This window comes from Intrasporangium sp., from assembly GCF_039812505.1.
Lineage (GTDB): Bacteria > Actinomycetota > Actinomycetes > Actinomycetales > Dermatophilaceae > Intrasporangium_A.
In genome coordinates, this window is the sequence record NZ_JBDIAQ010000114.1 from 1 (window position 1) to 11,414 (window position 11,414).

Genomic DNA, 11,414 nt, shown 5'->3' on the forward strand with positions numbered 1-11,414 from the left:
GTCGCGAAGAACCACAGGCACGCCGGGATCCCGGTGCTTCGGAACAGCTGGCTCGGCAGCGCGACCATGCACGACACGAGGTCCGCCTCGACGATCTGGGCGCGGATCTCGCCCTCCCCGCCCGAGGTCGTCGACATCGACCCATTCGCCATGACCACACCAGCCGACCCGCCGGGCGCGAGCTTGCTCAGGATGTGCTGGATCCACGCGTAGTTCGCGTTCCCGGCCGGGGGCACGCCATACCGCCAACGGGGGTCGTCCTGGTTGCGGTGCCAGTCCTTGATGTTGAACGGCGGGTTGGCCAGCACGTAGTCGGCCTGCATGTCCGCATGCATGTCGCGGGCGAACGTGTCTCCCCAGACCGGGCCGAGGTTGCCGTTCAGGCCGTGGATCGCCAGGTTCATCCGGGCCATCCGCCAGGTCCGCTCGTTCAGCTCCTGCCCGTAGATCGACAACGCGGTCTTGTCCCGGTCGTGCGCCTCGAGGAACTTTTCGGCCTGCACGAACATGCCCCCCGACCCGCAGCACGGGTCGTAGATCCGCCCCTGCGCCGGCTCGAGGACGTTGACGAGCACCCGCACCACCGACGGCGGGGTGAAGAACTCGCCGCCGCGTTTGCCCTCGGCCTGGGCGAACTTCTCGAGGAAGTACTCGTACACCTCGCCGAGCAGGTCCCGCGCCCTGGCAGCCCCGTCCCCGGCGAACCTCGCCGTGTTGAGGATGTCGAGCAGCTCCCCGAGCCGGCGCTGGTCCACCGACTCGCGGTTGAACCCGCTCGGCACAGCGCCCTTGAGGATCGGGTTGGCCCCGACGAGCAGCACGAACGCGTCGTCGACGAGCTGCCCAATGGTCTTGCCCGGCTCGCCGTCCTGCGCGGGCAGGCCCTTCGCGTGCGTCGACAGGTACTCCCACCGCGCGGTCCGCGGCACGAAGAACACGTTGTGGGCGCGGTATTCGTCCACGTCGTTCAGCTCGCCCTCGAGCCGGTCCTCCGGGATACCGAACTCGACCAGCTCACGGCGCAGCTCGTCACGGCGCGCGGTGAACGAGTCGGAGACGTACTTGAGGAAGACCAGCCCGAGCACGACGTCCTTGTACTGCGAGGCGTCCATCGAGCCGCGCAGCTTGTCGGCGGCCCTCCACAGGGTGTCCTTCAGCTCCTTCATCGTCGACGGGGCGGTCGTGGCCGCTGCCTTCTTGCTCCTCGGTGGCATCGTCAGTGTCCTTCCGGTTGGGGTCTGGTCGCCTCGTCAATGGCCCGCGCCGCTTGGACGTCGAGGTCGGCGAGTCGTGCTGTCAGGGCTGCTCGCTCGGCCGCGACCCGGTCGAGCTCCGCTTTCAGAGCGGCCAGCCGCTCGCGCGGGACGAGCCGGATGGGCCAGCGGCGCCAGTCCTTCGCCTCGCCCGTCGCAGCACCGGCCGCGCGGGCGATGTCCGCCGCGATCACGTCCGGAGACAGCGGTGGTATGCCGCTGTCCCCGCCTCCGACGACCCGCACCGACCGAGCGGGGCTGAGCACGACCGAGCCGCCCTCGCGGTCGACCCACGCCGCGACGCGCGGCGCAGTGCAGAAGACGAGGTCGCCCGGCTCGGTGTACCGCGACGACGGGTACGCCGACGGGAACGTCACCGGGTCGACCGCCCGTCCGCCGATCGGCGACTCGCCGAGCAGCTCACTCGGCCCGACGGCTCGCCGCCCGTGGGTGAGCAGGTCGTCGGGGCGCACCCGGTTGCCGGGCAGGACGCGGCACATCCGCCGGTCGGTCGCGTCACCGAGCGTCACGATGCCGACGGCCCCGTCCCGCCTGCGGATCGGGCTGCCAACCAAGGCCTTCCGTCCGGGGATCAGCCTGGTCGTCGGGACCGGCCGAGCGAATCGGTAGGCGTGCGTTCGCGCCACGCGCGGGCTCGTCATCGACGCGACGACGTCCGTCACGACATCTTCGAGCACGGACGCGTCGAGGGCCGTGTCGGACAGGTCGCCGACGAACGTCCAGCGCTCGGCGATTGGCACGTCGGCGTAGGTCGGCCCGAGCGCCCACAACGCGAGGTGCCGGCGAGGCGACTGGACCATGAGCCCGGCGGGCAGCCGGACGACGGCGCGCAGCCGGCCGCTGCGCAGGACGGCATCCCTCGCCCGATCCGCTTCGGCGTTCGCGGGCTGGTCCGCCAGTGCGGTCGCCGGACCGATCACCACGACCCTGGAGTCGGGCGCGAGCTGCACGAGCAGGTCACCGATGACGTCGAGGACCTCGACGTCCGGCATGGCGGGAGCCGCCACAGTCGGCAGCTGCAGGACGTGCACGGTGCCGTCGGACTCCGCCGCCGGCAGGGCCGAGCCGGCGTCATCGACCCCCGCGTCGATGCGATGGATGTCGTGCGCCCTGAGTCGGCGTCGGACCAGCCGTGCGGAAGGGGTGTCGAGCGGGACGGTGGCGGCGCTGGGAGCCGGCTCAGCGGCATACCCCTGAATGGTCTTGAGCAGCAGGTCGCCGCTGCCGTCGGTGACGTCGGCGAACACGGGCGTCGCCCAGTCCGCTTCGGCGGCAAGGGCGCCCGCGACGCGGGCCACGAGCTCGACCGCCTCGTCGCGAAGGGCGACGGCGGCCCGCCCGGGCAGCGAGCGACGCTGTTGACGCAGCAGCAGCTCGAACGCGGCGGGGACGGAGTAGGACGCATCGGCGAGGGCGTCGGTGTGCGCGGCGAGAGTGGCGAGGTCGCCTGCGACGGCCTCGAGCTCACGGCGCACGTACGTGTCACCGGGGTCGGCGTCGGCGGCGAGGGCGAGCACACCGGCACTCGTGAGACCGGAGAGCGGCTCGCCGGTGAGGACGCTGAGGGTGAGCAGCGCGGTCAGGGCGGTGAACACCGACGACTCGGGCAGGCCGGCGACCCCGGCCAGGGTGGCATGGGCGGCGACGTCCTCGCGCTCGACGCGGGTGTTGCCGCGACCGGTGGTGGCGAGGTAGTCGGCGATCTCGAAGGCGTCGAAGCGCTCCTGGCCGCCGATGGTCGCGACCGGCTCCGGGAAGGGACGGGCCTCGTGGGGGCGCTTGCGCCACATGGTGGCGACCGGGCGCTGGACACCGGCGAGGCGGGCGACGTCGGAGAGCGAGAGGTGCAGGGCCGACGCGGTCCTCATGGTGTCTCCCTCCCTCGGTAGGTGACGTCTGTGGTTCACCGTAGGGCAGCCGAGCGATCTTGGCCCGGCGAACGCTGATAAGGGGGGTTATCGGGCCGTTGGTTAGGCGGTTCCTTCGAGAACGGCGAGTCTCGGTCCACCGGCAGCACCCCCGCTCCGGCGAACCAGAGGAGTCATCATGAGCGACCGCACCATCACAACACCCGCTGCGGTGTCCTTCGACGCCGCCACGCCGGCCGTCGTCATCGACCACCTGACCGTCACGGACTCGGAGGTCGTGGCGCAGGCTCGTCGCTGGGCGGCCGGCACCCGCAGCGCCGCGGTCGGGGCCGACGGGGCTGCCAGGGATGACGGTGCCGACGGGATGGGCTCGACGGATCTCGCGCCGTTCGTGACCCAGGCGCTCGGCATCGGGGCCAGGGCGATCGCGTCGGCCGGGGCCGCGCAGGACACGTTCGAGCTCGAGAGGCTCGTCAGCGAGGTGGGTACGCGGACCGTCGAGTCGAGCGAGCTCGCCGCGAAGGCAACGGCGACGGCGGCGACGGTCGCCGCGGACGCCATGGGCAAGGCCGCGGACGCGGCGCGCAAGGCGATCCTCGACACCGAGGCAGCGGGCCGCAAGGGCTTCGCGGCGACGGTGGAGCTGTCGACGAAGGCCCTGCGCGACGACATCGAGCGGCTGATCGGCGGCGAGCACCCGGAGCTGCTGGCCAGGCTCGGCCCGGTCCTCGACGCCGCCGGGCGCGCCATGGGCGAGCGGGCCTTCGAGCAGACCGACAAGCTCCTGGACAAGGTGAGCCGGCAGTTCGACCCGGCCGACCCGACGTCGCCGTTCGCCAAGCAGGCGGCGGCACTGGCGGAGCAGCAGCAGGCCCTGACCGCGTCGATGGACAAGAACCACGCTGCCCTCGTCGGGAAGGTCGAGCAGCTCGCGAAGGCGGTCGAGGTGCAGCAGGCGGCGCGGCAGGCCGCCGCGAGGACGGCCAGCGTCACGCCGCTCAAGGGCGGCGGCTTCGAGGCGGCGGTCGGCGCGGTGATGGAGCGGATCGCGGCCGGGCTCGGTGACGAGTACGTCGCCACGGGCGGCTTCGCCGGCACGATCCGCAGCTGCAAGAAGGGCGACGGCGTGCTCACGGTCGGCGGCGGCCCAGCGCGTGTCGTGATCGAGATGCACGACTCGAGCGACAGCCGCGACTGGAACGACTATCTCGAGGCGGCCGAGCGCAACCGTGAGGCGACGGCCTCGGTCGGCGTGGTCCGCAACGTCGCCCAGAACAAGGGCCAGACGATCCGGGTGCTCGGCCCGCGCCGGGTGGTCGTGGCGTTCGACCCGGGCGTCGACGAGCCGGACCTGCTGCGCACCGTCGTGCAGCTCATGCGGACGAGTGCGGTCGTGGCCTCGTCGCGCCGGGACGTCGAGGGGCTCGAGACCGCCGAGGAGAGCATCACGGCGGCCATGGGCCTGATGGAGCGGATCAACGCCATCCGCAAGGCATCCGGGTCGGTCCGCCGGGGGGCGGACACGATCGACAGGGAGTGCAACACCGTGCAGTCGGGGGTGGAGCGCCACCTGGGGAAGGCGCTCGACGCGTTGCGCGGGGTTGCCCTGGAGGCGGCCGACCTGGTGTCGGACGCCTCCGACGAGGACGGGACCGGCACCGGCGCGGCCTGATCCTCTCGCGGGTCGGCCGGAGGAGGGGGCCGGCCGACCCGCCACCGGCTGGGCCGGCCGCGTTGAGGGGGCGCGGCCGGTCCGCACAGTTCGCCGGACGCAAGAGGCCCTAACCACCTACCATCAAATCTGGACAAACTCAGAAGGACAATCGTGAACACAAAGCACGTCATCGGGTATACAGCGACGGCACTGGTCGCCTTCGGGATCGGCGCGGCCGGAGGGTCGAGCGCGCCGGATGCGACACCCACCGCCGCGACCCCGGCCGTCACGGTCACCGCACCAGGTGCACAGAGCACCGTGCCGGGGCCGACCGTGACCAAGACAGTCAAGGTGCCCGGCCCGAAGACGACGGTCAGGGTGGGCCCACCGCCCCCGGCCGTCGCGATGGCGGGCGACGGCACCTACCAGGTCGGCGTCGACGTGAAGCCGGGGACATACGTCTCCAAGGCGTCGCCCAGTGGGAACTGCTACTGGGCAAGGCTGTCCGGGTCGGACGGGCTCGACTCGATCATCGCCAACGGCAACACCTCCGGCCAGGTCGTCGTCACGATCAAGAAGCACGACAAGTTCTTCGAGTCGAACGGCTGCAGCGACTGGACCAGGCGGTGAGGTGCATCCGGGCCCGGGTCCAGGCCCCCATCACGATCTGTTGTCGGCGGGGGATCCGATCGCCCAGCCGGAGTCGGACGCAACGACGATGCGGTCGGCACGACCGGCAGCGGCGGCAACCAGCCGCGCGTTGGCCTCGTCCGACCGGTCGACCCACCTCGCGGCTTCCTGCGGCGACTTGCCGAAGGCGACGTGGCGGGCGACCAGTCGCGAACGGCGAAGTTCGTCGTCACCGGTGACGAGCCACACCTGGGCCAGACGTTCACGCGCCGCCTGCCACCGCGGCTCGGGCAGGAGCAGGTAGTTCCCTTCGGTGACCACGAGCCGAGCGGCCGGGGGCACGACCATCGCCGCGGCGATGGGCTGCTCCAGTGTCCGTTCGAACCCCGGAGCGTAGACCCACGAGTCGGGCTCCTCGAGCAGGCGCCCGAGCAGGTGGGCGTACCCGTCCGCGTCGAAGGTGTCGGGCGCGCCCTTCCTCGAGCGGGAACCGAGCCGGTCGAGCTGGACATCGGCGAGATGGAAGCCGTCCATCGGCACGTGGGCGACCCAGTCGGCTCCTCGCCGCTCGGCCACCGTCGCGAGGAGGGCGTCCGCCAGCGTGGACTTGCCGGCGCCGGGAGCGCCGGCGATGCCCAGGATGGCCCTGCGTTTGTCGCCGACCAACTCGATCGCGGCCTCGGCAAGGTGGGCGATGCCCAGGCTCGTGGTCATGCCGGCGGGGTGAGGCCGGCCTTGATGAAGGCGTGGGCGTGTCGGGCGAGGTTATCGCCGTCGTCCCACAGGTTGCGCCAGATGGCGAGGTCGTTGGACAGGCCGGGGGCGAGCACCGCCGAGGAGAAGGACTCGAAGGTGACCGGACCGCGATACCCGGTGCTGCGGAGCACCCCGAAGAAGGAGTCGAAGTCGAGGTGACCCGAGCCCAGGTATCCGCGGTGGTTCTCACCGACGTGGACGTAACCCAGCCGGTCCCCCACCTCCAGCACCGGCTTGACGAAGTCGCTCTCCTCGATGTTCATGTGGTAGCTGTCGAGGTGGATCATGACGTTGTCGGCGCCGATGTCGTCCGCGAGCGCGAGCGCGTCGTGGGCCGTGTTCACGACGTTGGTCTCGTAGCGGTTGCACACCTCCAGCCCGAGGGTGACCTCGAGTGGGGCCGCCTCTTGCGCCAGCTCCTTGAGAACCCCGACGACATGGTCGCGCCCCGCCTTGCTCAGCGGGCCGGGCGCCTTCCCGAAGGCACTGTAGAGGGCGCCGGTCAGGACGGTGCCACCGATGTCCGCGGTGAGCCGGAGCGACTCGCGGAGCAGCTCTTGACCGCGAGCGACGACGGCGGGGTCCTCGCTGGAGACATCTGCGTCGCGGGCGAGGCCCCGGGAGCACGCCGCGGACAGGCCGTGCTGCTTGAGCAATGCTCGCGTAGCGGCGCGGTCGAGGTTGATCGAGTCGTGCAGTGAGAACTCGAGCAGGTCGTAGCCGACCGCCGCGGTTCGGGTGACGGCCGCCTCGACGCTCGCCGGGGACGTGTCTCCGACGAAGACGAGTGCATGCACGCCGATCTGGTTCGCCACGGCCTTGGCCGCGGGTGCGGGTTGGTTGGTCATCTGGCTTCCTTCATGTTCTTGTGTCTACTGGGTCCTTGTGCGCATCGATTGGACGTGCACGCGGGCGCGATTGCAACGGGATCGGTATGTGGAGGGCTCGTTCGTAACCGCTCCGGACGGCGCTCAGGTCGGGACATCCTCCAGGTCACCTGCACGGGCGCCGGTGATGAGCGCCACGATCTCGTCACCGTTGGTCTGCACGGTGCGCCGCCCGGCGACGCAGCGCCCAGCGCGCATGATCCAGACCGCGTCGCTCAGCTTGAGGACCTGGGCGAAGTTGTGGCTGATCAGGATGATCGCATGACCCTCGTTCCGGAGCCGTATGATGAGCTCTTCGACGCGTGCGGTCTCCTGCACGCCGAGCGCCGCCGTGGGCTCGTCCATGATGATCAGTTTCGAGGTGAATCCGGCCGCGCGACAGATGGATACGGCCTGACGTTGCCCACCGCTGAGCCGTCGGACGCGAGAGCCGACAGCCGGAACGTTGACCGCGAGGCTCGACACCATCCGGGCCGCCTCCTTGCGCATCGTGCCGCGGTCGAGGAACTTGAACGGGCCGAAGCCGCGGACGACCTCGCGGTTGAGGAAGAGGTTCTGCCAGACCGTGAGGTCCTCGACCAGGGCGAGGTTCTGATGGACGGTCTCGATGCCGGCCTCACGGGCGTCCTCGGGCGAGTGGAAGTGGATCCTCTCGCCGTCGAAGCTGATGGTGCCTGCGTCGGGCCGGTGGATGCCGCTGACGCACCGGATGAGGGTTGACTTGCCGGCACCGTTGTCACCGACGATGGCGGTGACCTCGCCCCGGCGAGCGTGCATGGTGACATCACGCAGGGCGCGGACCTGGCCGAAAGAGAGGGACACGTCGCGCACATCGAGGAGTGCGTCGTCCGGGACGTCGTAGTGCAGCGGAACGGTTGACGTTGGGGTCGTGGTCTCTTCGTTCATTTCTGGAACCTCGTGAGGAAGGCGGCAAGGATGACGACGATGCCCACCGCCAGGGGTTGGTAGAACTGCGAGACGCCCAGCAGCGTCAGGCCGTTGACGAGCGCCGTCAGCAGCAGGGCACCGATCACCGGGCCGATGATGGTCGCGCGACCGCCGAACAGACTGACCCCACCGAGCACGACCGCGGCGACAGAGTTGAGCAGGAAGGCAGTGTTCGCCGCTGGTTCAGCCGCGCCGACCCGCGCAACCAGGAGCACGGCGGCGACCCCGGCAAGGAGGCCAGAGATCACGTAGACGATCGTCTTCACGCGCTCGGTGCGCACCCCGGTCGCGTTCGCTGCCTCCACGTTGCCGCCGGTTGCGAGCACGTGCGTGCCGAACCGGGTGTGGAACAGCACCACGTGGGCGATGACCGCGATGACCAAGGCAATGATCACGCTGTAGCCGATGATCCCGACCGCACCGGTAGAAAGCTTGAGCAGTGGAGCGCTGATGATCGTTGCCGGCTTGCCGTCCGAGAGGATCAGGGCCAGCCCCGAGGCCGCCGAGAGCGTCGCCAGGGTGACGATGAAGTCGGTGATCTTGCCGCGAGCGATGAGCAGCCCGTTGGCCCACCCGACGAGCGCACCGGCGATGATCGCGGCGATGATGGCAAGCGGCAGACCCAGTCCACCGACGAACACCATGCCGAAGACGACCGCGGACAGGGTCATGATCGAGGCGATCGACAGGTCGATGCCTGCGGTCGCGACGACGAAGGTCTGCCCGATGGTGAGCACGATCAGGATGGCCGCAGCGACGAGCATCGAACGGATGTTGCCGGCGGACAGGAAGGTCGAGTTGAGCGACTGGAAGACGATGACCAGGACGATCAGGCCGACGAGCGCGGCCCAGTCGGCCCACTTGGACAGGTCACGAAAAGCTGCCATCCTGCTCGGGGCAGCAGTGGGTGCGGTCGTCATGGGCGTCCCGTCACTTCAAGAGGGCTTGGAACGGGTCGTCGTATGACTCGCCGGGCTTGGGAGCCGCACTGAGCGCCTTGTCGACGTTGTCCTTGGTGACGACCTGGACGGGCGCCTTCACGGACTCGGGCAGGGTCTTGCCCCCGATGGCCGCCTGGCAGGCCTCCACACCCATCATGCCGATGACGTAGGGATACTGAGCGACCGTCGCGTTGAGGTCTCCAGCCTTGATGGCCTCGAAAGCGTCCTTGTTCCCGTCCACGCTGATCACCTTGATCTGCCCAGTCTTACCGGAATTCGCGACGGCACGAGCAACGCCCAGACCCATGTCGTCGTTGGCGACGAAGAAGCCCTTCAAGTCCGGCTTGGCGCGCATGATGTCCGACGCCTTGGTCAGCGCCTGCTGACGGTCCCAGTCCGCTGCGACCGTCTGGACGACCTTGATGTTGCCCGGAATGCCCTTCTGGAAGCCTTCGAGTCTGGCACCGCTCGTGACGTCACCAGCAATGCCGCCGACCAGGGCGACGTCTCCGCCGCTGGGCAGAAGCGCCCCCATCTCCTTGCCGGCCATGGTGCCCGCCTCCACGTTGTCGGTGCCGATGTAGGTCGCGATCTTCGCGCCCGCAGCTTGCGCGGCGGCCTTGTCGATCGGGAGGTCGATGTTCACGATCGGCACGTTCTTGGCAGAGATCTGCGCGACGCCCTGAATGAGGTTCGTGCCGGTGATCGGGTTAATGATGAAGCACCCGTAGTCCTGCCCCGCGAGGCTGGTTAGCTTGTCCGCCTGACCACTCGTGTCCGTGACCGAGGTCGCAGCCTGGACCGTGACGCTGGCGGACGCCGACTTGGCCTGCGCGTTGATCCCGGCCTCCATGGTCTGGAAGAACGGGTTGTCGAGGCCTTTGATGACGGCGGCGATCTTCGCGTTGGTGGTGCCCGGGGTCGCGCCCGTGGATCCGGCACTCGGCGAGGAACCGCCTCCGCAGGCAGCCAGACCGGCAACAAGAACGCCGGCACCCAAGACGAACGCGAGACGAGGGGTGTGGGTGTGTGTCATGTGGGCCTCTCTTGGTTTGGAGAGCCGGACCGCCCTGTCCGACTTCCGCCAAGTGAACCTCATGTTTCTGCTAGGTGTCAAGCAAAACCACGTCAGCGCTTGTTAGAATCAGGAGGCAGCCCACACCAGGGCACTCGGCTCGGCGAGGAGGCGACCGTGATGGATGGATGGGACCGTCCGGGCAGCCCCGGGCATGTGCTTACCCTCATCCGCACCCACGGAGAGCTCACACGCGCGGACCTTGTGGAACGAACAGGCCTGTCGCGAGCTACCGTCGGACTTCGGCTGGATGCCCTGCAACGAGCAGGCCTGATCACACCAACCGAGATGGCCGCGACGACGAGGGGTCGACCACCCATCCGTTTCAGGTTCCGTTATGAGGATGGAGTCCTGCTGATCGGAGACGGCGGGGCGACTGGAGTCCGTGCCGCAGTCACGGACCTAGACGGGACGGTATTGGCACAGTCGCGGATCTCGATGGACATCACCACCGGACCGAAACGATGGCTGACCAGCCTACTGGTACGGCTCACAACCATGCTCAGTGAACTCGGCGCGGGCCCTACACGGGTCCTGGGTGTAGGAGTGGGGCTGCCGGGTCCTGTAGACAGTGCTGCTGGGATGGTCATCAGTCCACCGATCATGAGTGGCTGGGACCGCGTCCCGATACGCCCATACGTCACTGAACACTTCGCCTGCCCTGTCATCGTCGAAAATGACGCCAATGCAATGACGATTGGCGAGCATCGGCTCGCTCACCCCAAAGTCAGGTCTATGGTCATGCTGAAGCTCGGAACAGGTATCGGTGCCGGCCTCATCACGGGTGGCTCAATCTTCCGCGGCGCCGACGGAGCCGCCGGCGATATTGGGCACATACAGGTCTTCGTCCCCGGGAAAGGAGAGCCACCGGAATGCCGATGTGGGAACCATGGATGTACCGAAGCGTATGCCGGTGGGTGGGCCATAGTGCGCGACCTACGCGCTAGTGGACTCCAGGTCGCGTCCGTACCGGACGTGGTCCGGCTGGTCCGAGGCGGCAACGCGATGGCAACCCGTCTCGTCAGGGATGCCGGACGCATAATCGGCATCGCCCTGTCCGACGCAGTCAGCCTCCTCAACCCAGAGGTCGTGGTGCTTGGGGGCGAGCTGTCCGCAGCGGAGAGCCACCTGTTCGCGGGTGTGCGAGAGTCCGTTTACGCACGATCCCTCCCACTGGCGACTCGACATCTTCAGATCATCCCTGCAGAACAAGGGGAACTCGCTGGTGTCAGCGGGCTCGTCACGGCGCTGTGCGACCACCTGTTCGCGCCACGGCGTATAGACGCACTCGTTGCGCGTGCGAATTGACCCTCGTCATGGTTTTCTCGTGGGTGGCGCCACGTGCCATCAGTCTGCCAATGAACTCGACGGCGTGTATGAC

10 protein-coding genes are annotated in these 11,414 nt (G+C 68.9%); 3 read left to right on the forward strand and 7 right to left on the reverse strand.

Annotation, left to right across the window (positions count from 1 at the left end):
- Together WMI84_RS13460 and WMI84_RS13465 are read right to left on the reverse strand one after the other, a co-directional pair.
- Positions 1 to 1,214, reverse strand: a 1,214-nt coding sequence (locus tag WMI84_RS13460; protein WP_347353979.1) for a class I SAM-dependent DNA methyltransferase, incomplete at its 3' end; no start/stop codon positions are given.
- Between the two features lie 2 nt (positions 1,215 to 1,216).
- Entirely contained in the window at positions 1,217 to 3,142 is a 1,926-nt protein-coding gene (locus WMI84_RS13465) for a hypothetical protein (RefSeq protein ID WP_347353981.1), read from the reverse strand.
- A gap of 178 nt (positions 3,143 to 3,320) precedes the next feature.
- Here WMI84_RS13465 and WMI84_RS13470 point away from each other — a divergent pair, with 178 nt between their 5' ends.
- Both WMI84_RS13470 and WMI84_RS13475 read left to right on the forward strand, forming a co-directional pair.
- Positions 3,321 to 4,814, forward strand: coding sequence for a Fis family transcriptional regulator (locus WMI84_RS13470; RefSeq protein WP_347353983.1), 1,494 nt, complete (start codon positions 3,321 to 3,323; stop codon positions 4,812 to 4,814).
- Positions 4,815 to 4,967: 153 nt separating this feature from the next.
- Positions 4,968 to 5,426 carry a hypothetical protein gene (locus WMI84_RS13475; RefSeq protein WP_347353985.1) on the forward strand — a complete coding sequence of 153 codons (459 nt, stop codon included), beginning with the start codon at positions 4,968 to 4,970 and terminating at the stop codon, positions 5,424 to 5,426.
- 30 nt (positions 5,427 to 5,456) lie between these two features.
- Here the strand turns inward: WMI84_RS13475 and WMI84_RS13480 are convergent, their stop codons facing one another.
- The 5 genes from WMI84_RS13480 to WMI84_RS13500 form a co-directional block, all read right to left on the reverse strand.
- Positions 5,457 to 6,140 (reverse strand): nucleoside/nucleotide kinase family protein, encoded by a 684-nt coding sequence (locus tag WMI84_RS13480; protein WP_347353987.1) that lies wholly within the window; start codon positions 6,138 to 6,140, stop codon positions 5,457 to 5,459.
- Entirely contained in the window at positions 6,137 to 7,030 is an 894-nt protein-coding gene (locus WMI84_RS13485; protein WP_347353989.1) for a sugar phosphate isomerase/epimerase, read from the reverse strand. The genes WMI84_RS13480 and WMI84_RS13485 overlap by 4 nt, the downstream gene beginning before the upstream one ends.
- A 123-nt stretch (positions 7,031 to 7,153) precedes the next feature.
- On the reverse strand, positions 7,154 to 7,975 hold the full coding sequence (locus WMI84_RS13490) for an ATP-binding cassette domain-containing protein (RefSeq protein WP_347353991.1): 822 nt from the start codon (positions 7,973 to 7,975) through the stop codon (positions 7,154 to 7,156).
- Positions 7,972 to 8,904, reverse strand: a complete 933-nt coding sequence (locus WMI84_RS13495; RefSeq protein WP_347353992.1) for an ABC transporter permease — start codon at positions 8,902 to 8,904, stop codon at positions 7,972 to 7,974. Before WMI84_RS13495 ends, WMI84_RS13490 begins: the two co-directional genes overlap by 4 nt.
- 43 nt (positions 8,905 to 8,947) lie before the next feature.
- Positions 8,948 to 9,994, reverse strand: coding sequence for a substrate-binding domain-containing protein (locus WMI84_RS13500; protein ID WP_347353994.1), 1,047 nt, complete (start codon positions 9,992 to 9,994; stop codon positions 8,948 to 8,950).
- Positions 9,995 to 10,321: 327 nt separating this feature from the next.
- Here WMI84_RS13500 and WMI84_RS13505 point away from each other — a divergent pair, with 327 nt between their 5' ends.
- Positions 10,322 to 11,341, forward strand: coding sequence for an ROK family protein (locus tag WMI84_RS13505; RefSeq protein WP_347353996.1), 1,020 nt, complete (start codon positions 10,322 to 10,324; stop codon positions 11,339 to 11,341).
- Positions 11,342 to 11,414 lie beyond the last annotated feature (73 nt).

Excerpts from the sequence above, each read along its gene's own strand:
- WMI84_RS13495 (WP_347353992.1), bottom strand. The coding sequence starts at position 8,904 with ATGGCAGCTTTTCGTGACCTGTCCAAGTGGGCCGACTGGGCCGCGCTC.
- WMI84_RS13485 (WP_347353989.1), bottom strand. The coding sequence starts at position 7,030 with ATGACCAACCAACCCGCACCCGCGGCCAAGGCCGTGGCGAACCAGATC.
- WMI84_RS13490 (WP_347353991.1), bottom strand. The coding sequence starts at position 7,975 with ATGAACGAAGAGACCACGACCCCAACGTCAACCGTTCCGCTGCACTAC.
- WMI84_RS13465 (WP_347353981.1), bottom strand. The coding sequence starts at position 3,142 with ATGAGGACCGCGTCGGCCCTGCACCTCTCGCTCTCCGACGTCGCCCGC.
- WMI84_RS13500 (WP_347353994.1), bottom strand. The coding sequence starts at position 9,994 with ATGACACACACCCACACCCCTCGTCTCGCGTTCGTCTTGGGTGCCGGC.
- WMI84_RS13480 (WP_347353987.1), bottom strand. The coding sequence starts at position 6,140 with ATGACCACGAGCCTGGGCATCGCCCACCTTGCCGAGGCCGCGATCGAG.
- WMI84_RS13505 (WP_347353996.1), top strand. The coding sequence starts at position 10,322 with ATGGCCGCGACGACGAGGGGTCGACCACCCATCCGTTTCAGGTTCCGT.
- WMI84_RS13470 (WP_347353983.1), top strand. The coding sequence starts at position 3,321 with ATGAGCGACCGCACCATCACAACACCCGCTGCGGTGTCCTTCGACGCC.